This window comes from Streptomyces bathyalis (genome assembly GCF_015910445.1).
In the GTDB taxonomy this organism is placed as follows: domain Bacteria; phylum Actinomycetota; class Actinomycetes; order Streptomycetales; family Streptomycetaceae; genus Streptomyces; species Streptomyces bathyalis.
This window is the reverse complement of sequence record NZ_CP048882.1, coordinates 851,019-876,875: the sequence shown is the minus strand read 5'-3', so window position 1 is coordinate 876,875 and position 25,857 is coordinate 851,019. Positions and strand designations below refer to the sequence as shown.

27 protein-coding genes and 1 tRNA gene are annotated in these 25,857 nt (G+C 70.6%); 15 read left to right on the top strand and 13 right to left on the bottom strand.

The window, feature by feature from the left end; genetic code table 11:
* From G4Z16_RS03945 to G4Z16_RS03925, 5 genes are read left to right on the top strand one after another with little or no spacing between them, the layout of a single operon-like run.
* On the top strand, positions 1 to 1,008 hold the full coding sequence (locus tag G4Z16_RS03945; protein WP_197349199.1) for an ABC transporter permease: 1,008 nt from the start codon (positions 1 to 3) through the stop codon (positions 1,006 to 1,008).
* Entirely contained in the window at positions 1,005 to 2,123 is a 1,119-nt protein-coding gene (locus tag G4Z16_RS03940; RefSeq protein WP_197349198.1) for an ABC transporter permease, read from the top strand. The genes G4Z16_RS03945 and G4Z16_RS03940 overlap by 4 nt, the downstream gene beginning before the upstream one ends.
* Positions 2,120 to 2,905: a class II aldolase/adducin family protein gene (locus tag G4Z16_RS03935; protein ID WP_197349197.1), complete on the top strand. Its 786-nt coding sequence runs from the start codon at positions 2,120 to 2,122 to the stop codon at positions 2,903 to 2,905. Before G4Z16_RS03940 ends, G4Z16_RS03935 begins: the two co-directional genes overlap by 4 nt.
* The gene (locus G4Z16_RS03930) at positions 2,902 to 3,645 is read left to right on the top strand and encodes an HAD family hydrolase (protein ID WP_197349196.1); all 744 of its coding nucleotides are present in this window, start codon (positions 2,902 to 2,904) and stop codon (positions 3,643 to 3,645) included. Before G4Z16_RS03935 ends, G4Z16_RS03930 begins: the two co-directional genes overlap by 4 nt.
* A complete protein-coding gene (locus G4Z16_RS03925; protein WP_197349195.1) occupies positions 3,642 to 5,135 on the top strand; it encodes an FGGY-family carbohydrate kinase in 1,494 nt (497 codons plus the stop codon). Before G4Z16_RS03930 ends, G4Z16_RS03925 begins: the two co-directional genes overlap by 4 nt.
* Before the next feature lie 25 nt (positions 5,136 to 5,160).
* On the opposite strand, the gene G4Z16_RS03920 is transcribed toward G4Z16_RS03925, so the two are convergent.
* Positions 5,161 to 5,736 carry a CGNR zinc finger domain-containing protein gene (locus tag G4Z16_RS03920; RefSeq protein ID WP_197349194.1) on the bottom strand — a complete coding sequence of 192 codons (576 nt, stop codon included), beginning with the start codon at positions 5,734 to 5,736 and terminating at the stop codon, positions 5,161 to 5,163.
* 102 nt (positions 5,737 to 5,838) lie between these two features.
* Here G4Z16_RS03920 and G4Z16_RS03915 point away from each other — a divergent pair, with 102 nt between their 5' ends.
* Positions 5,839 to 7,011 carry an epoxide hydrolase family protein gene (locus G4Z16_RS03915; protein ID WP_197349193.1) on the top strand — a complete coding sequence of 391 codons (1,173 nt, stop codon included), beginning with the start codon at positions 5,839 to 5,841 and terminating at the stop codon, positions 7,009 to 7,011.
* An 11-nt stretch (positions 7,012 to 7,022) separates the two neighbouring features.
* Entirely contained in the window at positions 7,023 to 7,244 is a 222-nt protein-coding gene (locus G4Z16_RS03910) for a hypothetical protein (protein WP_197355064.1), read from the top strand.
* A gap of 45 nt (positions 7,245 to 7,289) precedes the next feature.
* Here the strand turns inward: G4Z16_RS03910 and G4Z16_RS03905 are convergent.
* The 4 genes from G4Z16_RS03905 to G4Z16_RS03890 all read right to left on the bottom strand — a co-directional run bounded on the left by G4Z16_RS03905 (position 7,290) and on the right by G4Z16_RS03890 (position 10,132).
* Positions 7,290 to 7,364, bottom strand: a tRNA-Cys gene (locus G4Z16_RS03905).
* Positions 7,365 to 7,420: 56 nt separating this feature from the next.
* Positions 7,421 to 8,356, bottom strand: coding sequence for a sulfite exporter TauE/SafE family protein (locus tag G4Z16_RS03900; RefSeq protein ID WP_197349192.1), 936 nt, complete (start codon positions 8,354 to 8,356; stop codon positions 7,421 to 7,423).
* 135 nt (positions 8,357 to 8,491) lie between these two features.
* Positions 8,492 to 8,950: an RrF2 family transcriptional regulator gene (locus G4Z16_RS03895; RefSeq protein WP_197349191.1), complete on the bottom strand. Its 459-nt coding sequence runs from the start codon at positions 8,948 to 8,950 to the stop codon at positions 8,492 to 8,494.
* Between the two features lie 327 nt (positions 8,951 to 9,277).
* Entirely contained in the window at positions 9,278 to 10,132 is an 855-nt protein-coding gene (locus G4Z16_RS03890; RefSeq protein ID WP_197349190.1) for an NAD(P)H-binding protein, read from the bottom strand.
* 82 nt (positions 10,133 to 10,214) lie between these two features.
* Here G4Z16_RS03890 and G4Z16_RS03885 point away from each other — a divergent pair, with 82 nt between their 5' ends.
* Positions 10,215 to 11,174 (top strand): AraC family transcriptional regulator, encoded by a 960-nt coding sequence (locus G4Z16_RS03885; RefSeq protein ID WP_197349189.1) that lies wholly within the window; start codon positions 10,215 to 10,217, stop codon positions 11,172 to 11,174.
* Between the two features lie 53 nt (positions 11,175 to 11,227).
* Here G4Z16_RS03885 and G4Z16_RS03880 read toward each other — a convergent pair whose 3' ends face one another.
* A complete protein-coding gene (locus G4Z16_RS03880) occupies positions 11,228 to 12,034 on the bottom strand; it encodes a thioesterase family protein (RefSeq protein ID WP_197349188.1) in 807 nt (268 codons plus the stop codon).
* A 196-nt stretch (positions 12,035 to 12,230) separates the two neighbouring features.
* Here G4Z16_RS03880 and G4Z16_RS03875 point away from each other — a divergent pair, with 196 nt between their 5' ends.
* From G4Z16_RS03875 to G4Z16_RS03865, 3 genes are all read left to right on the top strand, one after another.
* The gene (locus G4Z16_RS03875) at positions 12,231 to 12,917 is read left to right on the top strand and encodes a TetR/AcrR family transcriptional regulator (RefSeq protein WP_197349187.1); all 687 of its coding nucleotides are present in this window, start codon (positions 12,231 to 12,233) and stop codon (positions 12,915 to 12,917) included.
* A 276-nt stretch (positions 12,918 to 13,193) separates the two neighbouring features.
* Positions 13,194 to 14,570 (top strand): MFS transporter, encoded by a 1,377-nt coding sequence (locus G4Z16_RS03870; protein WP_197349186.1) that lies wholly within the window; start codon positions 13,194 to 13,196, stop codon positions 14,568 to 14,570.
* Positions 14,571 to 14,679: 109 nt separating this feature from the next.
* A complete protein-coding gene (locus G4Z16_RS03865; protein ID WP_425508046.1) occupies positions 14,680 to 15,966 on the top strand; it encodes an acyl-CoA dehydrogenase family protein in 1,287 nt (428 codons plus the stop codon).
* 66 nt (positions 15,967 to 16,032) lie between these two features.
* Here the strand turns inward: G4Z16_RS03865 and G4Z16_RS33210 are convergent, their stop codons facing one another.
* From G4Z16_RS33210 to G4Z16_RS03850, 3 genes are all read right to left on the bottom strand, one after another.
* Positions 16,033 to 16,260 (bottom strand): phosphotriesterase family protein, encoded by a 228-nt coding sequence (locus G4Z16_RS33210; RefSeq protein ID WP_197349185.1) that lies wholly within the window; start codon positions 16,258 to 16,260, stop codon positions 16,033 to 16,035.
* Positions 16,261 to 16,306: 46 nt separating this feature from the next.
* Positions 16,307 to 17,728: an MFS transporter gene (locus G4Z16_RS03855; RefSeq protein ID WP_197349184.1), complete on the bottom strand. Its 1,422-nt coding sequence runs from the start codon at positions 17,726 to 17,728 to the stop codon at positions 16,307 to 16,309.
* Positions 17,729 to 17,954: 226 nt separating this feature from the next.
* Positions 17,955 to 18,401, bottom strand: coding sequence for a PaaI family thioesterase (locus G4Z16_RS03850; RefSeq protein ID WP_197349183.1), 447 nt, complete (start codon positions 18,399 to 18,401; stop codon positions 17,955 to 17,957).
* A gap of 500 nt (positions 18,402 to 18,901) precedes the next feature.
* Between G4Z16_RS03850 and G4Z16_RS03845 the strand changes: the two genes are divergently transcribed.
* Entirely contained in the window at positions 18,902 to 20,539 is a 1,638-nt protein-coding gene (locus G4Z16_RS03845) for a benzoate-CoA ligase family protein (protein ID WP_216865953.1), read from the top strand.
* 72 nt (positions 20,540 to 20,611) lie between these two features.
* On the opposite strand, the gene G4Z16_RS03840 is transcribed toward G4Z16_RS03845, so the two are convergent.
* Entirely contained in the window at positions 20,612 to 21,505 is an 894-nt protein-coding gene (locus G4Z16_RS03840) for a cytochrome c biogenesis CcdA family protein (protein WP_197349182.1), read from the bottom strand.
* A gap of 15 nt (positions 21,506 to 21,520) precedes the next feature.
* Positions 21,521 to 22,147 carry a redoxin family protein gene (locus G4Z16_RS03835; RefSeq protein WP_197349181.1) on the bottom strand — a complete coding sequence of 209 codons (627 nt, stop codon included), beginning with the start codon at positions 22,145 to 22,147 and terminating at the stop codon, positions 21,521 to 21,523.
* A 315-nt stretch (positions 22,148 to 22,462) separates the two neighbouring features.
* On the opposite strand from G4Z16_RS03835, the gene G4Z16_RS03830 reads away from it, so the two are divergent.
* Positions 22,463 to 22,831, top strand: a complete 369-nt coding sequence (locus G4Z16_RS03830) for a hypothetical protein (protein WP_197349180.1) — start codon at positions 22,463 to 22,465, stop codon at positions 22,829 to 22,831.
* 117 nt (positions 22,832 to 22,948) lie between these two features.
* Complete coding sequence (locus G4Z16_RS03825) at positions 22,949 to 24,091, top strand: CapA family protein (RefSeq protein WP_197349179.1); 1,143 nt, start codon at positions 22,949 to 22,951, stop codon at positions 24,089 to 24,091.
* A 123-nt stretch (positions 24,092 to 24,214) separates the two neighbouring features.
* On the opposite strand, the gene G4Z16_RS33205 is transcribed toward G4Z16_RS03825, so the two are convergent.
* Complete coding sequence (locus tag G4Z16_RS33205) at positions 24,215 to 24,454, bottom strand: hypothetical protein (protein ID WP_425508045.1); 240 nt, start codon at positions 24,452 to 24,454, stop codon at positions 24,215 to 24,217.
* Here G4Z16_RS33205 and G4Z16_RS03815 point away from each other — a divergent pair.
* A complete protein-coding gene (locus G4Z16_RS03815; protein ID WP_197349177.1) occupies positions 24,402 to 24,608 on the top strand; it encodes a hypothetical protein in 207 nt (68 codons plus the stop codon). The two genes, G4Z16_RS33205 and G4Z16_RS03815, sit on opposite strands and share 53 nt — an antisense overlap.
* Before the next feature lie 93 nt (positions 24,609 to 24,701).
* Here G4Z16_RS03815 and dgoD read toward each other — a convergent pair whose 3' ends face one another.
* Positions 24,702 to 25,850 (bottom strand): galactonate dehydratase, encoded by a 1,149-nt coding sequence (gene dgoD / locus G4Z16_RS03810; protein WP_197349176.1) that lies wholly within the window; start codon positions 25,848 to 25,850, stop codon positions 24,702 to 24,704.
* Between the last annotated feature and the right edge of the window lie 7 nt (positions 25,851 to 25,857).

Here is a 25,857-nt window from a genome sequence, read left to right as displayed (position 1 = left end):
ATGTCATCGGCCACCCTCGAAAAGGACAGGGCGCCCTCGCGTGCACGGCACGGATCACTCCGCCTGGCCGAGGGCCAGGAAGTGGTGCTTGCCGCGCTGCTCGTGGCGCTCTGGCTGGCGCTGGCCCTGAGCACGGACACCTTCTTCGCAGCGTCCAATCTGCAGAACATCCTGTTCACCGTGGCGCCCGTGGCGATCGCGGGAATCGGCATGACGGCGGTCATCGTCACCGCCGGCATCGATGTCTCCGTGGGCGGCACGCTCGCCGTGGTCGGCGTCGTCGTGGCCAAGCTCCTGCGCGACGCCGGCGCCGGGCTGCTGATGGCGGTGGGCGTCGCGGTCGTGACCGGGGCGGTCCTCGGACTGGTCAACGGCCTGCTCGTCGCGTACGGACGGCTGCATCCGATCATCGTCACGTTCGGCACACTCAACGTGTTCCGCTTCGTGGCCCTGCAGATCTTCGATTCCAAGCAGGTCTCGGGCGTTCCGGGCACGCTGGGCGTGCTGGGCGGCGGGGAGAGCGGGCTGTCCCTCGGGGTGCCGCACGCCGCGGTCCTCGCGCTCGTGCTCGCGGCCGGGGCCTGGACGTACATGCGCTACGTGCCCACCGGCAGACACCTGTACGCCGTGGGCGGCGACGCCTCCGCCGCGCGGCTCGCGGGTGTCCGGGTGGAGCGCCGCCAGATCAGCGTCTACGTGCTCGTCGGCCTGCTGGTCGGCCTCGCCGCGTGCGTCCGCATCGGATCGGGCGGCCTCGTCGGGCAGGACATCGGCACCGGCTTCGAACTGGAGGTCATCGCGGCGGTGGTGATCGGCGGGACCAGCATCCTCGGCGGCCGTGGCAGCGTCGTCGGAACCCTGCTCGGGGCGATGCTCGTCAGCACCATCACGAGCGCCGTCACCTTGCTGAACTGGCAGAACGAACTCACCCAGCTGTTCATCGGTCTGTTCATCGTCGCGGCGGTCGGCGCAGACCTCCTCCGCGAACGAAGGAGGCGATCCCTGTGACCACTTCGACCCGAGACACACCGCCGGAGGGGACGGGGACCACGGGGACACGGCGCGGCTCCGGAACGCCCGAGGACCGGGCGGGCGGTGACGGGCGTCTGCGCCGGGCCGTCACCGTGCTGCTCACGGAACGAGTCGTCCTGCTCGGCGCCCTGCTCGCCGTGCTGCTGGTCTGGATGAAGGTCCTCGACTCCGGTGGCTATCTGCTGGCGCCCTACGACCTCACCTATCTCGCCTCCGCCCTGGAGACGATGGTGCCTCTGTGCATCCTGGGACTGGCCGAACTGCTGGTCATGGTGTCGGGCAGGGGAGGCATCGACCTGTCCGTCGGCGCGATGGTCAGCCTCACCGGAATGGCGTTCGGATACACCGTGAGCGAGTGGGGCTGGTCCCCGCTCATGGCTGTCCCGGCCACGCTCGCGGCCGGGGCGCTGCTCGGCGCGGTCAACGGATTCCTGGTGGCCCGGCTCGGCTTCCCCGCGCTGATCGCCACGCTCGCGACGTACTACGCCTACAGCTCGCTCTCCCTCGTCAGCAGCGGCAACAGGCCCATCTCCACAGCGCCCGTACGGGAGTTGCACGATCTGACGAGCCGCGTCCCGCTGCCCGGTCTGCCGGCTCTGCCGATGCAGGTGTTCACATTCCTGCTGCCCTGCGCGGTGCTGGTGTGGCTGCTGGTCAACCGCTCGACGTTCGGCCGCAAGCTGTACGGGGTCGGAACCAACGACGTTGCCGCGCGGTTCGCCAACGTGCCGGTCGTCTCCGTCCGGCTGCGCGCCTTCATGCTCTCCGGGCTGCTCTCGGCGGTGGTCGCCATCGTGACGGTCGGGCAGTTCGCCTCCGCCCGCCCTGACGCCGGCACCGTCGGCAACGGCATGGCGCTGCCCGCGATCACCATCGCGGTGCTCGGCGGTGTCGCCATCACCGGCGGGATCGGACGGGTGGGCGGCGTCGTCGTCGCGGCGCTGCTGGTCGCCTGGCTGAACGCGGGGATCCTGCTGGCCTTCGAGGGCTCGCAGGGCAGCCGCACCCAACTCCTCGCTCTGGGCGTGCTGTTGGTGTGCTCGGCGCTGCTGAACTCGGTGACGGCACGCCGGTTGGGAGGTGGCCGATGAGCGCCCTGTGGAAGCCGGACGCCGTACCGCCCGGACTCGTCGGGCTCACGCGCCGCCTCGGCGACCCGTCGGCGGACCTCGTCGTGCTCGCCGAAGGCAACACCTCGATGCGGCTGACGGACGGCACGTTCGCGGTCAAGACGAGCGGCGCACGCATGGACACCGCCGACGAGAAGGACTTCGTCGTCGTCGACCCGCAGGAACTGCTGGAACTGATGCGCGGCGGACCGGGCGCAGGGACGACACAGGACGACGTCACCGAGGCACTGGCCGTCGAAGGCCCCTACGAGGGCCCCCGCAGGCGCGCCTCCGTGGAGACGCTGGTGCACCTCGCCGCCCTCGAATACGCGGGAGCGACCTGGGTCGCGCACACCCATCCGACCGCAGTGGTGGGTCTGCTCGCCTGCCCCTCCGCCGAGGACCTGTGGCAGGCGCCGCTCTTCCCGGACGAAGCGGTCGTACTCGGCCGCCCCGCCTGGGTCCCCTACACGCCGCCCGGGCTCGAACTCGGCCGCGCCGTCGTCGAGTCGCTGGTGCGCCACCGCGAGGAGGAGGGTGTGCCGCCGCGGCTGGTGCTGCTGGGCAACCACGGCATCGTCGCTCTCGGGCAGAGCGCGGCCGAGGTCGAGGCGGTCACCGCGATGTGCGTGAAGGCGGCGCGGGTGCGCTCGGTCGCGCTCGGGGCCGGCGGCCTGGCACCCCTTGATGCGTCACACGCCGCGGCCCTGGCCGGACGCGGGGACGAGGCGGAGCGCTGGGCCCGGCTCGGCGCCGCGCGATGAGCGGATTCCGCAGCGTCGAGGCGGTGTTCTTCGACATCGGCGGCCCGCTGTACGACGACGAGAACTTCGTCCGCGCGGTGCTGAGCGCCATCGACGACCTGCGCGCCGAACGCGACCTGCCACCGGCGAGCAGAGCCCGCTTCCGGGAGATCTACGACGAGACACGGGCCCGGCAGCACGGTTCGCTGCGCGGCGCCCTGGCCGCCGAGTTCCTCGGAGACACCGGGCACCGGAAGCTGCTGCACGAGCGGACCGGCCCGTACTGGACACACCCGGAGGGCACGCTGCACTCCGATGTCCTGCCCTGTCTGCGGGAGTTGCACGGAAGGGTCCGTACCGGCGTGCTGGCGAACCAGGAGGCCACCGTCCTCGAACCCCTGCGACGCGACGGCGTGGCGCCGTACGTCGATGTATGGGCGGTGTCCGGGATCGTCGGCGTGGAGAAGCCGGACCCGCAGCTGTTCGCCTGGGCGCTGCGGGAAGCGGGTGCCGCCGCGGGCAACGCCGTCCATGTCGGCAACCGGCTCGACACGGACGTACGGCCGGCCCGCGCGCTCGGCCTCGGCACGATTTGGGTGCTGCGCGGCGAGGCCCCTCCCGAGCCGACCCAGCAGCAGCTCGCCGAACCCGACGCCGCCGTACGGGACTTGAGCACGCTGCCAGATCTGCTGTTCCGGCTGCCCGCTCCCGGAGCCGCCGCCGGCACGGCAGCGTCCCGACCCGAGGGCGGGCCGCTGTGACGGTGGTCGTCGGCGTCGACGTGGCCACGGCCGCCGTACGCGCCACCGCCGTCGATCCGTCGGGCGCCGTGGTCGCGACCGTGGCACGCCCGCTGCCCGCACCGCAGCGTCCGCGGCCGGGCTGGTCCGAACAGCCCGCCTCCTATGCGGACGTGGCGCTGGAGGTGCTCCGCACGCTGGCCGGGCAGCTCGGCGGTCGGCCCGTCGCCGGTCTCGCCGTCACCTCGACGTCCGGAACGGTCGTTCCCTGCGACGCTCGCGGCGTGCCCGAGGGCGACGCGCTGCTCTACGACGACAGGCGTGCCACGGAGGACGGGGCTCTGCTCGCCCGGGCGGAATGCGCACGGCGCGACGCACACCGCCACGAGGCAGAGGCATCGGAGCAGGCACCGGCACCGGACGAAGTGCCCACGGACGAACTGCCCGCGGCCCTGGGCCGGATCGCGTGGCTGGAGAGGCATCGGCGCGCGCCGCGCTACCTGCACGTCGCGGACGTCGTCGTGGCCGCGCTCGCCGGAGGGATCCAGCCGACCGACACCAGCCACGCGCTGAAGGGTGGCGCCGATCCGGAGACACTCTCCTGGCCGGGGCGGCTGCTGCCGCTGCTGGGCGTCGACGAGGAGAAGCTGCCGGCCTTGGAGCGTCCCGGTGCGGTCGTCGCGGAGGTCTGCGCGGAGGCGGCGGCCCGCACGGCGCTGCCGGTGGGAACCCCGGTCGTGCTCGGCATGACCGACGGCTGCACCGGCCAGATCGCGGCCGGCGCCGTCGCCGCCGGCGATGCGGTGAGCGTCCTGGGCACCACCCTCGTGGTGAAGGCCGTCACGGACACCCGGCCTCACCTGCCGGGGACGGCCGTCTACAGCCACCGCGCACCGGACGGGCGTTGGTGGCCCGGAGGCGCGAGCAACGTCGGAGCGGGCGTGCTCATCGCGAGATCTCCGGGTGCCGATCTCGCCGCGCTCGACCTGGCGGCCGACCGCCACGGACCCGCCCGCGTGTGCTGCTATCCGCTGACGCGGCGCGGGGAGCGCTTCCCGTTCGCCCGGCCCGACGCCGACGGCTTCTGGACGGGGGAGCCCCGCGACGGCGTGGAGGAGCACCGGGCCCTCCTGGAGGGCGTCGCCTTCACCGAGCGCCTCGCCCTCACGGTGCTCGGCCGGGCCGGAGATCTCGCCGCCCGCCCCCTCAGCGCGGTCGGCGGCGCGAGCCGGAGCGAGGTATGGCTGCGCATCCGTGCCACGGTCATGAGACGAACCGTCTCAGTCCCCGAACATCCGACGAGCGGCTTCGGCGCCGCGGTCCTCGCCGCGTCCGCGACCGTTCACGGATCGCTCGCCGAATCCGTTGCCGAGATGGTCCGTCCATCCCACACCGTCGACCCGGACGAGAGCCAGAGCGAGGCGCTCGAGGCCTCCTACGGCCGCTTCCTCGCGGCGCTGCGCGACCGCGGCTGCCTCGACGGTGACGAGGAGACTGCCGCGACGGAGTGACCCCTCGCGGGGGCGAGGGATGTTCTCAGCCCCCGGATCCACGGTTCTTGCGCTGGTTGGCATTGAAGCGCGCCTTCTTCTGACGATTCCCGCACGTGTTCATGTCGCACCACTTGCGGGTGCGACTCTGGCTGGTGTCGAAGAAGGCCGCCTGGCAGGTCGATGATGCGCACAAGGCCAACTTCCCGTCCCGTTCGCCTGCGATGATGCTGATCGCATCGGCGGCGATCACGCTCAGGGCATCTTCCACGCAGGAAGCCGAGCTGAGCCGCCATCGGCGAGTGCCCTCGGGCGTCAGGATCGCCGCGGCCCGGCCCTGAGCGCTGCAGTCATTGATGACTTGGACCGCGGACGCAGGGAGAGCGTCCTGGATCGCGGCCGCACTCGCGGCGGCGTGAATCGACTCCCTCAGTTCCCGGGCGAGGTCGAGCTGGGCAGTGGTGCAGGAGTCCACGGCGAGGCCGTTCACTGCCAGCCAGTCGACGAGTCGCTGCGGCGTGGGGATGCGCTCCACAGCGTCGCCGTGACGCTCCGAGAGAGTCCCCGTGAAGCTGGTCGCCAGCACGTTGCCGAGGCGGAAGTCAGGAAGCCGAGCACGCATGGAACCACCTTAGCCGGTTGCGGCGTGCCCGGAGAACTGTTAGAACCGTCTTAGCCGGTTCTCGACAGGTCGCAGCCGGTGCCGCGATGGCCAGGAGGTCTCATGCCCCGTCCAACCAGCGACGTGCAAGCATTTGAAGCCCACGCGACTGACGCTGACCTCGACGATCTGCGCGCACGACTGGCCGCCGCGCGGCTGCCGGAGGCCGAGACGGTCCATCGCGCCGCGCCCGACTCTCGCCGATGGGAGCAGGGCGTTCCTCTCGCCGACCTCGTCGATGTCGTGAACTACTGGCGCACCGGCTACAAGTGGCGGTCGCTCGAAGAGCGCCTCAACCGGATCGGCCAGTTCCGCACGACCATCGATGGTCTGGGAATCCACTTCCTGCACCGCCGATCCGCGCGCGCGGACGCCACTCCTGTGATCCTCACGCACGGCTGGCCAGGCAGCATTGCCGAGTTCGTCGATGTAGTGGACGAGTTGGCAGACCCGAGGGATGCAGACGCGCCTTCGTTCCACGTCGTGGTTCCGTCGCTGCCGGGCTTTGGTTACAGCGACAAGCCGGCCACCACCGGGTGGGGAACCGAAAAGATCGCGGCCGCCTGGGTGGAACTGATGGGAAGGCTCGGCTACAGCAGGTTCGCAGCCCACGGGGGCGACTGGGGAGGCAATATCACCACGGTCCTCGGCGGCAGGTTCCCGGCGCATGTTCTCGGCATCCACACAACGTTCGCGGAGGGGCCGCCCGGTTTGACGACGGACGGGCTGACGGCGGTCGAGCGCAGGTGGACCGAGGAAACCCGCGATTTCTGGCGTCACCGCGCGGCGTACGCGAAGCAGCAGGCGACCCGGCCGCAGACCATCGGCTACTCGCTCGTCGACTCACCGGTCGGGCTTCTCGCCTGGATCCTCGACAAGTTCGCCGAGTGGTCGGACACCGAAGACAGCCCGTTCGAGACGATTTCCAGAGACCGCGTCCTTGATGACGTCACCCTGTATTGGCTGACGCGGACCGGCGCATCGTCGGCCCGCATCTACTACGAGAGCCACAACTCGCTGGACCCCGAACTCCGGGTCGACGTCCCGTCAGCGATCAGTATCTATCCCCGCGACATCGAGAAGTGCCCGCGCCCCTGGGCACGGGAGCGGTACCGGCAGATCGTCCGGTGGCGGGCGCCCGAAATCGGGGGGCATTTCCCGTCGCTCGAGGTTCCCGAGTTTTTCGTCAAAGACCTGCGAGAGGGCCTCGCGGCAGTGCTGGCCGCTGACCGGTGAAACGGGGCCGGGTGCCGGCACTCGATCACCGCCTGATCCGGCTCGAGGTGTCGCCTGACGAATTCCGGGCCGAGCTCATCGAGACGGCAGAACGTGGCCGGACAGGGCGCGCCACCCTGGAAGGCCTCAACGCCTGCCCCCACACCTTCAACTGCGAAGAGCACCTTGTGCCTTGGGGTGCGCCTGCCATTGCGGCAGTGGTTGTCGCGGTGACATCGCTGTTCCTCACGTGAGGGTCGGAACAGTCAGCGGACCTTCCGATGTCCTGCGACATCACATGGAGACCGTGGCGGGATTCGAACCCACGTAACTCGCTTTGCAGGCGAGCCCCTGAACCACTCGGGCACACGGTCGGGTCTGTGCGTTGCCCGGGCCAGGGAGCCGTTCGCCCCCTGGCCCGGGCCGCGGGTCACGCCGAGGGCGCGCCCTCCTTCACGTCCGTGCCGGCGGCTGCCGCCGCCTCCTCTTCCCGCTCGCGTGCGGCGTTGCGGCGGTGTTCACGCACCGAGTACGCGAGTGCCGCGGCCCAGACCGCGTAGAGCACCACGTAGACGGTCGTGCTCACGGCCCCGCCGGCGCCGATCCAGTCGCTGCCCAGCAGTGTCTTGGTGTTGGTGAGGACGATGATGCCGCCGACGGCGGACCCGAGGATGCGGGGCGGAACATGCCGCACCAGCCATGCGGCGAGCGGTGCGGCGATCACGCCGCCGAGCAGAAGGGCGCCCGCCCACGTCCAGTTGACGCCTTCGGAGCCGAGTCCCGCGAGGAAGCCGATGCTCGCGGCGACGGTGACGAGGAACTCGCTGGTGTCGATGGAGCCGATGACCTTGCGGGGCTCCAGCCGTCCGCTGGCGAGGATGGCAGGGGTGCCGACCGGACCCCAGCCGCCTCCGCCGGTGGCGTCGACGAATCCGGCGACGAGTCCCAGCGGGGAGAGGAAACGCTTGCGCAGCGGCTTGCCCAGATTGCGGGACGAGAAGCCGACGAAGGTGAAGCGGCCGAGCAGGTAGAGGCCCAGGGCCAGCAGGATGAGCGACATCGCGGGCTCGGCGACGGCGGTGGAGAGGCTGGAGAGCACCGTCGCGCCGGCGAACGCGCCGATCGCGCCCGGCACACCGATCTTCGCCACGACGCGCCAGTCGACGTTGCCGAAGCGCCAGTGCGAGGCGCCGGAGACGAGTGTCGTGCCTATCTCGGCCAGGTGCACCGTGGCCGACGCGGCCGCCGGGTTGGTGCCCACGGCGAGCAGCAGGGTCGTCGACGTGACGCCATAGGCCATTCCCAGGCTGCCGTCGACGAGTTGGGCGCCCAGGCCCGCCAGCGCCAACAGGATGAGCGTACGCATGCTGCCCCGATCTGGATCCCTAGTATTCCTACCGCTTTGATAGGGAAATCTGCCCGACGGCGGCAGAACGGGTCAAGACCGTCTCGTCACGTGGACACGATCAGGGATAGTCCACGGTCAGGAGGCCGCGCAGGATCAGGGGTTGGTCCACGACTCGGGCTCTTCCGCGAGCTTGTGGACGCGCTCGGGAAGGTCGGAGCGTGCCACGTCCGCGAGCGTGACCTGGCCGAGGATCGCGCGCACGTTGGCGCGCACGGCGATCCACAGCGGCAGCAGCGACTCGGCCGGCCCGGTGTAGGAGAGCGCCGGCGGACGCTCACCGCGCACGGAGACCAGCGGCCCGTCCACGACGCGGATCACGTCGGCGATGGTGATCGTCTCGGCGGGCGCGCCCAGGTTGTAGCCGCCCTGGCCGCCGCGGCGGCTGACCACGAGCCCGCCCCTGCGCATGTCGTTGAGGATGCCCTCGAGGAACTTGCGGGGGACACCCTGGGCCTCCGCGATCGCCTCGGCCTTGACGGGGCATTCGTCGCCCGCGGCCGCCAGTTCCAGCGCGGCACGTACCGCATAGTCCGCTCTCGCCGAGATCCGCATGCAGACATTGTCCGGCACCACGGGCCCCGTGCCTCCCGGCGGATGCCACCGGCCTGCCGCGGTCACGGGGGTCGCCGCGTGTTAGGCCCCGCGGACGGGGCCAGGCTGAATCCCTCGGCGGCATGCGCCGAGTGACGCCCGGAGGCGTACGGCGTGAGGAGTTACCAGGGTCCGTCCTCAAAGATCACTGGGTGATGGATCACGGTCTGGTGCTCGGCATGAACTCACCGACCGGGATCGGGAGTCCGGACCATCTGGTGGCCGACAAGGCCTCCACGGCCGGGGGGTTCCACGCCTACCTGCGCCGACGCGCAATCGGCCACAAAGTCAGGCTCCGCCTGAGGACTCAGCACGGGCATCCCAGACACCGCTGGCGGCGGCCTCCCGGGCATACTCCGCGAAGTCGCGGGGCGGTCTGCCAAGAATGCGCTCGACGGTGTCGGTCACGTTCGCCCTGCGCCCGTCGAAGACCTCGACCATGAGGCCGGCCAATTGCGTCGCGTACTCCTCCGGCACGCCTCGTCCGGTCAGCGATGAGACGAACTGCCCGGGCGTCACCGGCAGATAGCGAACCTCTCTGCCCACCGCCCTCGTCATCTCGCCGGCGGCCTCGTCGAAGGTGATCAGTCGTGGTCCCGTCACGTCGTGGATCCGGCCGCCATGGCCGTTCTCGGTGAGCGCCGCGACCACGACATCCGCGATGTCCTCTGCGTCGGTGAACGGTTCCGCGACGTCACCGGCCGGAAGCGCGACCACACCGGCCCGGACCAGTTCTACGAGGAACGCCTCGCTGAAGTTCTGCGTGATGAACCCTGCCCGCACGATCGTCCACTCCGCGCCCGAGTCCCGTACCGCCTGTTCGCACCGCTCGGCCTCGTGCGCACCGCGATCAGCGAGAAGGACGAGTCGCCGGACGCCGCAGGCCACCGCCAGATCTGCGAAAGAACCCACGGCCCTGGCCGCGCCGGGGAACGCCGCATCCGGATAGAAGGCCACATAAGCCGCGTCGACGCCCCGCAGTGCGGGCTCCCACGTCGTGTCGTCCTGCCAGTCGAACGGCGGCTCAGCACGTCGTGAGCCGACCCGTACCGGCACGTCGCGCGCCAGAAGCCCGGCGGCCACCCGGCGTCCGGTCTTGCCGGTCCCCGCGAGGACCAAAGTTTTCGGTGCAGTCGGTGTCATGAACCACAGCACACGTGAGGGCCTGGCTACGGGCCATGGTCGAGGCGCGCAGGTCCATAATGGCGAGTCTTACACTCCGCCCATGGACCCCTTGTCGACTCTGCTTGACGGAGCCAGGGCGAGGGGTGCGTTCGTACTGCGCACCATCCAGACCCCGCCCTGGTCTGTTCAGGTTCGGGACAGGGCGCCGCTCAGCGTTGTGGCCGTCCTGCGAGGGACGCCCTGGGTTGTGCCCGTCGCCGGCGACGCGGTGCGAATGGAGGCAGGCGACATCGCGATGATGCGTGGCCCGGACGCGTTCACCTTCGCCGATGATCCCCTCACTCCGATCCAGGTGGTCATCCATCCCGGCCCTCGACGGACGACGGCAGCCGGCGCAGAGCTGCCCGAGGCCGCGGACACGGGTGTACGCACCTGGGCCAACGGCATGCGGACCTACGACGACGACAGCGCGGATGGCTCGTCAGTGCTGCTCATCGGCAAATACCGGGGACCGGGGGAGATCACCACGCGCCTGCTCGGCGCGTTGCCGCCGCTCCTTGTCCTCCCCAGGGCCGCCCACGTCGAGTCCGCGCTGGTGTCGCTTCTCGCCGAGGAAGCCGCGCGAAACGAGCCCGGCCAGGATCTCGTGCTCGACCGGCTTCTGGATCTCCTGCTGGTCGCGATGCTCCGCACGTGGTGCACCCGGCCGGATGCCGATGCACCGGCCTGGTACCGGGCCGGCGGGGATCCCGTCGTCGGGCCCGTCCTGCGACTCATACACGGCGACCCGAGCCGACCCTGGACGGTGGGCGCGCTCGCCGGGCAAACCGGGGTGTCCCGAGCGACGTTGGCACGCCGCTTCACAGCCCTCGTCGGTATGCCACCAATGGCATACCTCACCGGGTGGCGCATCGACCTTGCCGCGGATCTTCTCAGGAATTCGGACGCCACGATCGACTCCGTGGCCCGTCAGGTCGGGTATGGCAGCGCATTCGCGCTCAGCGCCGCTTTCAAGCGAGCCCGTGGGATCAGTCCCCAGCACCACCGCGACCGGATGTGACCGCGTACTCGTCCCGCTCCTGCCCCTGGAACCGCTGTGGCGGGGGAGTGGCCTCAGCGCCGGGGAGCGACGAACAGGCTCTGCACTCCACGGCCGATCGGCCCCTGCTCGTCGTGGATGGCGGCCTCGCTCATGCCGACACCGGCGGAGTCGATGCTTGTACGGGCGTCGATGCAGACCCATTCCCCGGCCGGATGGCGGTGCAGATGCACGGTCAAGTCGGGGTTGACGAAGAGGTGTTGGGAGAAGTCCAGCACGTTGCTCACGCCGTTGCCGGAGTCGGCCGCCACCAGGACGCGGTCGAGCGGCGCCACCTTCTCCCCCTCGACCAGGGGAACCCTCATCCGCAGCCAGCACGCCGCGGGTCCGCGCCCGAGGAACGAGCCGTGTGCGAACCGGGATTCCATGGCCGTGTGATAGCCGACGTCCCACGGAACGGGGAAGAAGGGCTCGCTCTCCGCACTGCCGGGGGCGGGGATCTCCGGCCCCGGCGTCTCCTGGGGCACCGAGCCGGGTTCCGTACGGATGCGCAGTGCCCGCGCCCGCATCACCTCCTGGCCGCCCTCCGGGGCGAGCGAGGCCTCGACCAGTTCCACGCTGCGTCCCTCGCGCAGCACATTCGTCGTCACCGCCAGCGGCTTCAGGGGCACGGGACTTGTGATCTCGAACGTGATGCGGGCAAGCCGCATGTCCTCGCGGGCGCCCGTACGCGTCTGCACCGCCCGGCCCAGGAGCGCGGCGGGCGGACCGGCGTGCTGGCTGTCGGCGGACCAGGGGCCGCGGGTGTTCTCGGTCGGCAGATACCGGTCGTCAGCCACCCGCTCGAAGAAGGCCTCGGCGCAACTGGTCTTTTCTGTCACGGCTGTCCTCCTGCACGCCGGCTGGTCCGGCCAGAAGGCTACTGGCAGGTAGTCCGCGGTGTCACGGCCGGGTGGACCGGGGTCCTGCGGACGGGGAAGGGCTGGTCAGCCCGTGGCCGTGCCGGTCCGTGCCGGTCGGAGGCAGTACGGCAGGGACGAAGTTGGAGGTGAAGCCGAGTTCATGTATAAGTTGACCATGGCATCCATCGCGTCCGACGACTGGGAGGGTTCGCCGCTGCCGTCCATGGTGAACCCGGCCCTGCTGCGCGACACGCCCGCCACCGAGCGCGGCGCCCGCCGCCGCTCGGAGCTCGTGGCCGCCGCGCGCAAGGTCTTCGAGCGCTCGGGGTATCTGGATGCCCGCCTCACGGACATCACCAAAGAGGCGAAGTGCTCGACGGGCTCGTTCTACACCTACTTCAAGAACAAGGAAGAGGTCTTCGCGGCGGTCCTCGAGGTCGCCCAGCAGGACATGCTGCACCCGGGCATGGACCGCGTACCGGACAGCGACGATCCCTATGCCGTCCTCGAGGCGAGCAACAGGGCCTATCTGGAGGCCTACCGTCGCAACGCCAAGCTGATGGCCCTGCTGGAGCAGGTCGCCAACGTGGACCCGACCTTCAGGGAGCTGCGCCGGCGCCGGGGTGAGGCGTTCATCCACCGCAACGCACGCGGCATCGCCGATCTGCAGAAGCGCGGCTATGCCGACCCGGACCTGGACCCGATGCTGGCCTCGCGTGCCCTGTCGAGCATGGTCAGCCGCGTCGCCTTCAGCCTCTTCGCGCGGTCGGGCAGCGGCCGGGAGCCGGTCGACTTCGAGCAGGTCGTCTTCACCGTGACGAGGATCTGGGCCAACGGGCTGCGGTTCCCGGGCCACGCCTGATTCCTCTTCCGCGTCCTCGCCGGTAGCCCTCGTCCGAACTCCCGACAGGGGCCGGGTGATCGGGTTCCCTTCGCGTTCCTGCGTCCTCCCGCCGTGTCCGTGTGCGTACGAGGAGCCGGGGCAGCGGTGCGGACGGCGGATGTCGTCCCAGCGCAGACCGGTTCTGTCCAGGTGGTTGACAGCACAAGGGCCTTCACCGAGGCTTCGCCCCACAAGTTGAACTTGACGTCAGCTTACGGGGACCAGTTGCAGTCCACCGCCTCAAAGGAGAGCTCGATGACTGAAACGGCGGAACCGAGCGATGCGGCAACGGCCGCACAGCCCGGCGTCCAACCCAGGGGCCATCGCAAGCTGCTCGCAGCAGGGCTGATCGGCAGCTCGATCGAGTGGTACGACTTCTTCCTGTACGGCACGGCCGCCGCGTTGGTGTTCCCGCACGTCTTCTTCCCGTCCAGCTCGGCGCTCACCGGCACGCTGCTCTCGTTCAGCACTTTCTGGGCGGGCTTCATCGCGAGGCCGCTGGGCGGCATCCTCGCGGGGCACTTCGGTGACCGCTACGGACGCAAGCCCATGGTCGTCGCCTGCCTGCTCGGCATGGGCGTGGCGACCTTCCTGATCGGCTGTCTTCCCTCGGCCGGGAGCATCGGGGTGCTCGCGCCGATACTCCTGGTGACCCTGCGCTTCATCCAGGGGCTGGCGTGCGGAGGGCAGTGGGGCGGCATCGTGCTGCTGCTGACGGAATCGACGAACCCGAAACGCAGGGGATTCGCGGGCACGTTCGGGCAGATGGGCGTTCCGTTCGGAGTCATCCTCGGCAACGTGGCCTTCCTGGCGTCGACCGCGGTCATGTCGGAGTCGGCGTTCATGAGCTGGGGTTGGCGGATTCCGTTCTTCTTCTCCGCGCTGCTCTTCCCGGTGGTGCTGTACATCCAGACGAAGGTCGAGGACAGCCCCGAGTTCCGCGCGCTCCAGGAGGCGTCCAAGAGCAAGCAGCAGAAGGTCGCACGGGCCCCGCTGAGCGAGGCCATCCGCAACGACTGGCGAAAGATCCTGCTCGCCTGCGGGACACTCGCCGCGACCAACTGCCTCTTCTACATCAGCATCGCGGGCGTCCTCAGCTACGCGACCGAGGAACTGCACATGAGCCACGAGTCGTTGCTCTCGGTCTCGCTGCTCACCTCGCTGATCGGAGCGGGCGCGATCCTCTGGTCCGGCGCCGCGTCCGACCGGATGGGCCGCCGCCCGATGATCCTCATCGGCTCGGCCATGCTGATGCTGTGGGCCTTCCCGTACTTCTGGCTCGTCGACACCAGGAGCCTGCTGCTGTTCTTCGTCGCGCTCGCCGTCGGCAGCATCTTCCAGTCGATGACCTACGGGCCGGTCGCCGCCTACATCGGAGAGATGTTCGCGCCGAAGGTGCGGTTCTCGGGTGCGTCGCTGTCCTACCAGCTCGCGGCGATCACGGTCAGCGGTGCGACTCCGCTCGTCATGACCGCGCTCATCGCCGAGACGGGTTCGACGACGCTGGTGTCGGTCTTCGTGGCCCTCATGGGCCTGATCACCTTCTGCTGCACCTGGGCCCTGCGGGAGTCCAATCCCCCGGAGGTGCGCAACGACCCGGACGCGGTGCCGGGCGAGTTGCTGCACGCCTGACCACTCTTCGTGGCCTGCCCGGGACGTCACGACGACGCTCCGGGCAGGCCACGGCCGTCATCCGGCATCCATGACCGACCGACCCGCCGCCGGCCGACAGGAGTTCCCCATGGCTGTGTCTTCGTCGCCCTCGTCCCTCCCCGCGTCGCCCTTCGAGATGTCCGCCCGGACGCTGTCGTACCGCGATGAGCTGCTCGCCTTCATGGACGCGCACGTCTACCCGGCCGAGCCGGTGTACGAGCGGCAGATGCGCGAGTCGGGCGACCCGCACTTCCACCCGCCGGTCCTCGACGACCTCAAGGCCGAGGCCCGGCGGCGCGGCCTGTGGAACCTCTTCCATCCGCATCCGGAGTGGGGCCCGGGGCTGACGAACCTCGAGTACGCGCCGCTGGCGGAGATCATGGGGCGCAGCCGCATCGCCTCGGAGGCCTGCAACTGCAATGCGCCCGACACCGGGAACATGGAGGTGCTGACTCTCTTCGGCACCGAGGAGCACCACGAGAAGTATCTGAGGCCGCTCCTCGAGGGCACGATGGCGTCCGCCTTCGCGATGACCGAGCCCGAGGTGGCCAGTTCGGACGCCACCAACATCGAACTGCGCATGGAACGCGACGAGGACGGCTACCTGCTGAACGGCCGCAAGTGGTTCGCGTCGAACGCGATGCGCGCCGACTGCCGGGTGCTGATCGTGATGGGCAAGACCGACCCTGCCGGGCCCGTGCACCGTCAGCAATCGATGATGGTCGTCCCGATCGACGCCCCCGGCGTGACGGTGGTGCGCAACCTCCCCGTCTTCGGCTACGACGACCGCGAGGGCCACGCCGAGATCACCTTCGACGATGTGCGGGTGCCGGAACGGGACGTCCTCAAGGGGGAGGGCGAAGGCTTCGCGATCAGCCAGGCCCGCCTCGGTCCGGGGCGCATCCACCACTGCATGCGCACCATCGGCGCCGCCGAGCGTGCCCTCGAGCTGATGTGCGTGCGTGCGCGTTCCCGTTCGACCTTCGGGCAGCCCGTCAGTGAACGCTCCAACGTCCAGGACTGGATCGCCGAGGCCCGCATCGAGATCGAGATGACCCGCCTCCTGACGCTCAAGGCGGCGCATCTGATGGACACCGTCGGCAACAAGGAGGCCCGTACGGAGATCGCCGCCATCAAGGTCGCGGCCCCGAACATGGCCCTGAAGATCATCGACCGGGCCATCCAGGTGCACGGCGGCGGTGGCGTCACCGGGGACTTCCCGCTGGCTTCGATGTACGCGCACATACGGACCCTGCGCCTGGCCGACGGGCCGGACGAGGTGCACAAGCGCGCCATCGCCCGTCGCGAACTGCACAAGTACGACTCCGAGTCCGGCGCGGCCTCGCGCAACGGCACGCGGGTGGCGGTGAGTTGACGACGACCGGGTGGCGGCGGGCTGCCGCGGGGGAGGAGCGACCGGGCCCGTCCTGGCGGGCAGGCCTCAGTAAGGAGCGCCGCGCTGGAGTATCCGCCGCGGGTTGCCGGTCATCATCGTCGCGATCTGCTCCTCGGTCACGCCGCGCTCCCGGAGGGCGGGAAGGACGTCCCTGGCTCCCCAGCCCCTCCAGGGCCCGGTCTGCCACTGCCCTGACGTCCGGCGCGGAAATCCGCCGTGGACGCGGCGTCGATTCCTTCTTGAGGCCCCCTTCCGCGTGGCGCATGGCCCCACATCTGCGAGGTGCCGGATGTGAGTGCCAACCTCCCTGCCGGCGAGGTCACTTCGGCAAGCCGGTGACGCGTCGCGGGACGGTGCAGGCGGTGAGCACCGCGGCCAGCAGGAACGCGAATCCGGCCGCAATCAGGGACACCCGCAGCCCCGTCACGAACGACGCGCCGCTGCCGTGCAGCAGAGCACCGAGGAGGGCCACCCCGATGACGCCGCCGGTCTGCCTCGCCGAGTTGATCACCCCCGACGCCAGCCCTGCACGCTCGGCGGGCGCCGCCTCCACAACTGCCGTGGTGGCCGCGGGCATCGTGAACGACATGCCGAACCCGACGGCGATCAGCGGCGCCACCAGCAGTGGATACCCGGAGCCGGTCCCGGCGGCGGTCAGACCGAACAAGCCCGCGCTCCCTGTCAGCAGCCCGGCCAGCATCGTCGGACGGGGGCTTCCGGCACGTGCGGTGAAGCGACCGGAGAGGGCGGAGCCGATGGTCGCCATGCCCAGCTGCGGGAGCAGCGCGATACCCGCGACGAGGGCGGAGTGGCCGAGTATCTGCTGGAAGTAGAGGTTCAGCACGAACAGTTCGCCGTAGAAGCCGAGATTGATGAGCAGCCCGACGAGGGTGCCGCCGGCGAACGCGCGGTCGCGGAAGAGCTCCAGCGGCAGCATCGGCCTCGCGACGCGGCGTTCGACGGCGACGAAGGTGGCTGCCGCCGCCACGCACAGCGCTCCCGCCGCGAGCACCTGTGTACGGTGGCCGGCCCGTCCGCCCTCGATGAGAGCGAAGGTCAGCGACGCCAGAGCCACGGCGCCGAGAATCTGCGCCCAAGGATCGAGCGGACGGCGTTGAGGGGCGGGCGCGGGAACGTACCGGGCGGTGAGCACCATGGCGAGCAGGGCGACGGGCACGTTCACGAAGAACACCGGCCGCCAGCCGGTATGACCCACGAGCAGGCCGCCAACGATCGGCCCCGAGGCCGCCGCCAGCCCGGCGATCGCACCCCAGGCACCGAAGGCGCGGGCCCTGGAGGCCCGTCCGGGGAAGGAGGCCCGCAGCAGCGCCAGCGACGCCGGCACGCTCAGCGCCGCGGCGGCGCCCTGCGCGAGCCGGGCGGTGACGAGCAGCCACGTCTGCGGCGCGAGTCCACACGCGACGGAGGAGAGGGCGAAGAGAGCAAGTCCCGTCTGGAACACGCGGCGGGCGCCGGCCCGGTCCGCCAGCGCACCGCCGGTGAGCAGCCCCGCGGCGAGCGTCAGCATGTAGCCGTCGACCACCCACTGAAGGCCGGACACCCCCGTGTGCAGATCCTCACGAACCGCGGGCAACGCCGAGTTCACCGCGGTCGTGTCCAGGATGACCATGAAGTAGCCCAGGCACACGGCCACGAGCGCGGGTGAGAACGTCCGTCCGGGCTGGGAGCCGGTTCCGTCGGACCCTCCCCCGGCAGTGAGCGTGTTCTTCTTCAGTCGCATCGCAGCAGTGTGGGCGCGGAAAACTTCGGCGCCCGCCGAAGTGACGGCCCGTGCCCACGGGGGAGGCCGTGCCCACGGGGGAGGGGCGGGGAGGACCGAACTCCCACACGGGGGGAGGCGAACTCCCACACGGGGGAGTTGCACTCCTACGCGGGGGACGCGAACTCCCACGCGCGGGACACGAACCTCGGCCGGGGGAGGGGAACTTCCACCCCCCCTCCCGCCCTCAGGCGCCTTCGGCGGGCTGCTCCTGCACCTCTTCCTTGGCTCCGTCCTTCTGCGAACCGCCGCCGTCCGAGGGCAGGTTGGTCAGGCGCACCTCGCCGCGTGCGATGTCGCGGCCCGTGTCGTCCGTGATGGTGACGAGCCAGAGCTGCTGGGTGCGGCCGCGGTGGATCGGGGTCGCGGTGGCCGTGACAGTGCCGGAGCCGATGGCCCGCAGGAAGTTGGTGTGGTTCGAGACACCCACGACGTTGCCGCGGTCGGCGTACCAGATCGCCGCGCCGACGCTGGCGGCCGTCTCGACCATCGAGCAGTACACGCCGCCGTGGACGATGCCGTAGGCCTGCAGGAGTTCGGGCGTGATCTCGCAGGTGACGACGACCTTGTCGGCCGTCAGCTCGGGGAACTCCATGCCGACGGTCTTCTCGAAGCCCGTGCCGAAATCGTTCATTCAGTCTCTCCGTGGTCGAGGGCTTTCCAGTGGCGGACCCGCGTCGTGCCGCCGGAGGCTGTGGCGTTCGTTGACGAGCGCGGGTGCCTCAGCTCGGCGCCGCTCCCGGGGCAGCGTTGGTAGGTCGGACCCGCAGGGAGGTGGGGGAAGCGGCTCCGTTTCCCGCACCAGTCTGCTGTGGGCAGTGAGCGTCTCCGCATCGACCCCCGTGTTCGACGGCGCGGGCATCGTCGAGGAAGCCTCGCAGGCCCGCTCGGCCGCGTCGAGTCCCAGGTCGGACCGGCTACGTCGCGCCCCTCACCCCACCGCCGGGCCCGATCCGGCCGGCCGGCTCCGGTCCCTGCGAGTCCTGGCCCGCGCCCTGTCCTGCCCCGGCTCCGTGTGGAGGGCCAGCGTGCGCCGCGAAGCCGTTGGCCTGCCCAATCATTCCACACTGCTATTGACGATCGTCCAGAACGTGTAGAGCATGACGCCACTGTTCCAGGCGAAGGGGAGACCCGATGACCGCCCACGGCGTGACTCCGCCCGTCACTCCCGCCACGGCCGCCGTCACCGACATGTTCAACGCCTCCGACTACCTTCTCCAGGCCGCCGTCGACCCCGTGACGGCCGGGCGTAGGGCCGTCACCGGTCCGGCCGGAGAGCTGACGTACGCAGAACTCGCCGAACTCGTCGGCCACATCGCCGCGGGGCTGCGGGCGTGGGGCGTGCGCGCCGAGGAGCGGGTCATGCTGCTGATGGCCGACGGCCCCGAGACGGCCGCCGCGATCCTGGCGGCCATGCGGCTCGGTGCCGTCCCCGTTCCGGTCTCGACGATGCTGACCGGGCCGGAGCTCGCCGAACTCCTCGGGGACTCGCGGGCGAGGGTGCTGCTGGTGAGCGAGGAGTTCACCGCCGCCGCGGAATCCGCCGTCGCGCGCGTGCCGGGGATCCGGTACGTGGCCGTCACAGGAGCCGCCGAGGGCACGGAACCGGCCGTCCCCGCCGGCGTGCGGCTGCGCCCCTTCTCCGAACTCGTCGAGGAAGGCAGGCGGCGTGGCGGCGAGCTGCAGGACCCGTACATCACCTCCGAGGACTCAGCCGCCCTGTGGCTCTACACCTCCGGAACCACTGGCAAGCCCAAGGGCGCGATGCACCGGCACGCCAACATCCGTCATGTGGTGGAGAGTTACGCGCGGCAGGTGCTGGGCATCACCTCCGCCGACCGGTGCCTGTCCGTGGCCAAGCTCTTCTTCGCCTACGGCATCGGCAACTCGCTCTTCTTCCCGCTGGCCGCCGGTGCCGAGACCGTACTCGACCCGCAGCGGCCCACACCGCAGTCCGTGGCCGAACGGCTCACCGAGTACCGGCCCACGCTCTTCTTCGCCGTGCCCACCTTCTACGCCGCGATGTTGCGCTCCGACGTGCCGCGCGAGGCGTTCGACTCCGTAAGGCTGGCGATCTCGGCTGGAGAGGTGCTGCCCGCCGACCTGTGCCGCAGGTTCGCCGACCGGTTCGGCGTCGAGATCCTCGACGGGATCGGCTCGACCGAGGCGCTGCACATCTTCCTCTCCAACCGTCCCGGCCTCTCCCGGCCCGGCACCACGGGAACCGCCGTGGACGGCTACGAACTGCGCGTCGTCGACGGCGAGGGCCGGGACTGCGCAGCGGGCGAGCCGGGGTCGCTGCTGGTCAAGGGCGAGTCGATCGCGACCGGCTACTGGTGCAGGACGAGCGTCACGCGGCAGGTCTTCCAGGGCGAATGGCTGCACACCGGCGACACCTACGTCGTCGACGACGACGGCTACTACACCTGTCTCGGACGGACCGGCGACATGCTCAAGGCCGGCGGCATCTGGGTCGCCCCCTCCGAGGTGGAGGCCCGGCTGCTCCAGCACCCGGCGGTCTCCATGGCCGCGGTGGTGGGCCTGCCGGACGAGGACGGCATCGACAAACCCGTGGCATGCACGGTGCTCGCGGACGGCGCACAGGCCGGACCGCAGGAACTGATCGAGTTCTGCCGCGACGGACTCGCCGCCTTCAAGCGTCCCCGCGAAGTGCTCGTCGTGGACGAACTCCCCACGACCGCGAGCGGAAAGCTGCGCCGCCACGCGGTCCGCGAGCTCGCCGCGGAGCGCCTGGGGCACGCCACGGAGTGAGCCGACGTCCCGTCCCGCGTCCGGCATCACCTTCACGGACACGGACCTCCGACCCGGACTGCTCGGCTTCCGTCAGGTCCCGTCGGGCTGGGCGACGCGCTCCTGGCGGGCTGGGGCGGACTCAGCCGCCCGCCTGTGGGATCTCACCCGCACCACCGCGACGATCACAAGCACCGCGAACACGCCCGCCACGACGGGGATCCCCGTCCACTCGAGGGCCGCCGCGATCGTCCGCTGAACCGTGCCGGCGGTCTCGATGACCGGGTCGCTCGTCGCACCGCCGCTCAGCGACCGGATCTCGTACCAGCCGTAGTACGCCGTGTACGCGCCGACGAGTACGAGCAGGCCCCCGCCCACACGGGAGGCCACTGAGCCCATGCGCCGCAGACGGCCCAGGGCGGAGGTGCGCGCCAGGGCCACGGCCAGCGCGGCCGTACCGACGACCGCGCCCATCCCGGCCGCGTACGCCCCGAAGAGCAGCAGGCCCCCCGCCGTCGAACCGCTCTGGAACGCCGAGACGACGGTCGCGAGGAACGGCGCGATCGTGCAGCCGAGGGAGGCGACGGCGTACGCGCCGCCGAAGAGCGCCATCGACGGCACGGAGCGCGTGACGCCGGGCGCGCGGCGGACCTTGGGCAGCAGCGTGGGCAGCTCACGCCCGGCCAGCAGCCACACGCCGACGCCCGCGAGGAGCAGCCCGAACACCACTGTGAACCACGGCAGATGCTGCTGGACCTGGCCCGCGACGGGAGCGACGACCAGGCCGAACAGCCCGAAGACCGCCGCGAATCCGAGAGTCATCGCGGCGGTCGCCGACAGGGCCCTCCCCACGGCCGCGCCCCGCGAGGGCGAGTCCTCGCCCAGCACCAGCAGCGACAGATACGCGGGCAGCAGCGCGAAGCCGCAGGGGTTCACCGCCGCGAGCATGCCCGCGGTCAGCGCCAGAGCGAGGGGCAGGTCGTCCATGGGGCGTCCGACCGGTCAGCCGGCGAGCCCGGCCACCTGCTCGCTCAGCTGGTCCGGGGTCGTCGCGGCGCCCTGCTCGACCGTCTTGCCGTTCTTGTCGAGCATGACGAACGAACTCTGCTGCGTGATCCCGAACTTCTTCCAGACGGCGCCCTTCTGGTCGTTGAGATGCGGGAAGTTGCCGACCTTCTGCGTCTTCACGAAGCCCTTGATGGGTTCGGTCTTGTCGAGGCCGGCCACGCCGATGAAGTTGATCTTTCCCTTGTACTTGTCGGCGAGCTTCGCGGTCTGCGCCGCCTGCCCCTGGCACGTCCCGCACCACGGCGCCCAGAACCACAGCACGGAAGGCTTGTCCGCGAGCGACGCGCCCTTGAAGGCCTTCCCGTCGAGCGTCTGGCTCGTGAACTGCAACTTCGCGGGTGTGGCCTTCCCGTTCGGATCCTTCTCGCCCGGGGCGATCCCTTCCGGGGCGTCCTTGTCCGGTGCCTTCTTCTCGTCGTCTGCCTTCTGATCGTCCGCCGCGGCCTTGTCGGCGGGCTTCGAGGAGGCCGAGCCGCCGTCGTCCATGCCGCATCCGGCCAGGGACAGTGAACTCGCCACGAGCAGGGCAGTGAGGGCTACACGGGTACGACCGGCACGCATCATCTGAATCCTCTGGTGATGGATCGGGCTCGTCACGCTAGGACGTGGCGTGCGGCGGCAGTCGGTCTTTAGCGGCAGCTGACTAATCCGCAGGCAGGTGTGGCAATCCCGTTGTGCTGCGGTCCCGCCCAGCCGCCCAGCCGCCCAGTCCGCCCAGTCCGCGCAGTCACGCGAGCGCGTCCACTCCATCGCGTGACTGCCCGGCCCGGCTCGGGCGGGTCTCCCAGGAGGGCGCGGTCCCGGGGGAGCACGATGCGCGGACCGTGGGCCCCGCGTGCGGCCCCGGAGGAGCACGGGCCCCGGAGGACACGGACGATGGACACCCACTGGCATGCCTTCAGCTACACCGGCCACGCGAGACCGAGCGACGGTGAGGCCCGCGACCCTCAGTCCCCGACGCCGCCGATCGAGCTCAACATGTGGTTCCGCAAGCCGCGTTCGATGATGGACGGGACCTTCACGGAGGCCCCGGCCGCCGCGGCATGGCTGGAGGAAGAGCTGAAGGAGTCACCGCCACCGGACACCGCGCTCCCGGTCGCGCGGCACATGGAACCGGCCCGTGAGGCGCTGCGCCGCGGAGCGGACGCGTACGTCGGCTACTACACGGCTCATGACCGCTTCCTCGTAAGGGCGGTTCTCGCCTGCCCCCGCCGGGGCGTGCCGTGCCCGTCCCCTCCGCGGTAGACCACCGTCCCCCGGTCCCCTTCCGCGCGGAGGGTCACGGTCTCCGCGACGCCGGCAAGGGGAGGCCACGGTGAGGAGTTCGCGGTTCGGCCCGTGACGGCATGAAATATTGCGGCGATGAGCGGCGAATCGGTCACTTTGTCCCTGTGTGGCGACGTCATGCCCGGCCGCGGCGTCGACCAGATCCTTCCGCATCCGGGCGCCCCGGAGCTGCGAGAGGGATTCATGCGCGACGCGCGGGCCTACGTCGAGCTGGCGGAGACGGTGAGCGGCAGCATCCCCTCGCCGGTCGAATTCTCCTGGCCCTGGGGAGACGTCCTGGACGTGCTGGATGAGGCCGCACCCGACGTCCGCGTGATCAACCTCGAGGCGAGCGTGACCCGGCACGGGGACTTCGACCCCCACAAGGGCATCCACTACCGGATGAACCCCGCGAACATCGGCTGCCTGACGGTCGCACGGCCCGATGTGTGCGTGCTGGCGAACAACCACGTGCTGGACTTCGGACGCTCCGGCCTCGAAGAGACGCTGGACTCGCTCGCCGGTGCGGGCCTGCGCGCCGCGGGCGCGGGCCGGGACGCCGACGCGGCGCGCGATCCCGCCGTCGTGCCGCTCGACGGTGGAAGGCGGCGCGTGCTCGTCCTCTCGATGGGGACGCCGTCCAGCGGCATCCCCCTGGACTGGGCCGCACGGCCGGACCGCCCCGGCGTGAACCTCCTGGACCGGCCCACCCGCGACGCGGCCGCCCTGATCTCGCGCCGCCTGCTGAAGTCGAGACGCCCGGGCGACGTGGTGGTCGCCTCCGTGCACTGGGGCTCCAACTGGGGCTACGGCGTGCCCCGCAACCAGAGGGCCTTCGCGCACGCGCTCATCGACGGCGGCGGCGTGGACGTCGTACACGGGCACTCCTCGCACCACCCACGCCCGATCGAGGTCTACCGGGGCAAGCTCGTGCTGTACGGCTGCGGCGATTTCATCGACGACTACGAGGGCGTCGAAGGCCACGAGGAGTACCGCGACGATCTGCGGCTCCTCTATCTCGCGTCGATCGACTCGGAGACGGGCGGACTGACGGCCCTGCGCATGGCTCCGTTCCAGGCACGGCGCATGCGGCTGTCGCGTGCCGCGTCGGGGGACACCGAGTGGCTGCGTGCCGTCCTCGACCGCGTGAGCGGGGAGTTCGGCGTACGGGTCGACGTCGGCCGGGACGGCATGCTCGCCGTCCGCACGACCGTCCCCACGAGCACCGGTCGGCAGTGAGCCGGTACGGAACCGAGGGGCGCGACCAGAGATCTGTCACCTGGCGTGGTCGTGGGTGTGCCCGTGGCCGGGCCGCGGGCGGGGTGGCGGTGACCGCCTGGGTCTTGCGGCTGCTGAAACTGATCACTCACGTCGGACTACCAGGGCCATCAGGCGCGTCAGGTAGCCGGTGCCACAGCCGATGTCGATCACGCGCTCACCGGGGCGGGCGCCACTGAGCTCGACGAGTTGCCCGTGGAGCCGTGGGCGTCGCCCGGCGGTGAGGAGCCGGCTGAGGACTTCGTAGCCGCGCGGGTGAGGGATGGCGCAGATGGCCACCGGCCTCGCCGACCTGCTCCGCCAAGGGCAGTCGGACGGTGACATCCGGCCCGACCTCGATCCGGTGACAGGGGCGTGGTGGCTGATGTCCCAGCTCGGCTCGCATGGATTCCGCGCGGCCGTCGTGCCCGACCGCAACACCGTCGAACCGGGGCTGAGCAGACTGCTGTTGGAGTCCCTGACCCGCCCGTCGCGGTGACCCCTGCGGTGACTCCTGGAGAATCGGCATGCTCCTGACGCACGGCCGCCCCCGTTCACGACCCGGTCAGCACCCCCGGTGACCGGACCGCGCTCACCACTCGGCGAACGCCCCGTCCCCGTACCGCCAGAGCGGGTTGTGCCAGCTCTCCGTGGTGCCGTCCGCGTCCCGGACCGCCTGCTCGTCGATCTCGACGCCGAGCCCGGGTCCCGTCGGCCGCAGCATATGACCGTCGTCGAAGCGGAAGACGGACCGGTCGGCGACGTAGTCGAGCAGCTCGGCACCCTTGTTGTAGTGGATGCCGATGGACTGCTCCTGAATGAGGAAGTTCGGTGTGCAGAAGGCGAGTTGGAGGGACGCAGCAAGAGCCAGCGGCCCCAGGGGGCAGTGCGGTGCGACCGCCACGTCGAAGGTCTCGGCGAGCGACGCGATGCGACGGCACTCCGAGATGCCGCCTGCGTGGGACAGGTCCGGCTGGAGCACGGCGATCCCCGCCCGCAGCGCCGGCAGCACGTCCGTACGGGAGAAGAGTCGCTCACCCGTGGCGACGGGCAGCGCCGTCGAGTCGGTCACCTGCCCGAGCAGATGCGTGTACTCGGGCAGCACGGGCTCCTCGACGAACATCGGCGCGTACGGTTCGAGCACGCCGACCGCCCTGACAGCGCCGGCCGTCGAGAAGCGGCCGTGGAAGTCGATCGCGAAGTCCCGCTCGGGGCCGAGGGCTTCACGCGCTGCCTCTGCCCGCGCCGCCACCTCGTTCAGCTCCGAGACGGTGGGCAGCCGGCTCATCCTCCCCGAGGCGTTCATCTTCACCGCGGTGAAACCGGCCTCGACCTGGGCGGCCACCTGGTCCCGTACGGCGGCCGGTTCGTCACCGCCCACCCAGCAGTAGGCGCGGGCACGCTCCCGTACCGGGCCGCCCAGCAGCCGGTGGACGGGAGCGCCGAGCGCCTTGCCCGCGATGTCCCACAGCGCCTGGTCGATGCCGGCGACCGCGCTGGAGAGGACCGGGCCGCCGCGGTAGAAGGAGCCCTTCGTCATGACCTGCCACAGGTCCTCGATGCGCGAGGGGTCCGCGCCGACGAGGAACTGGTCGGCGAGTTCGCGGACGGCGGTGCGTACGGTCTCCGCCCGGCCCTCGACGACGGGCTCGCCCCAGCCGACGAGGCCGTCGTCGGTCTCGATACGGCAGAAGAGCCAGCGCGGCGGAACGGCGAAGGTTTCGACTCGGGTGATCTTCAAGTGGTGC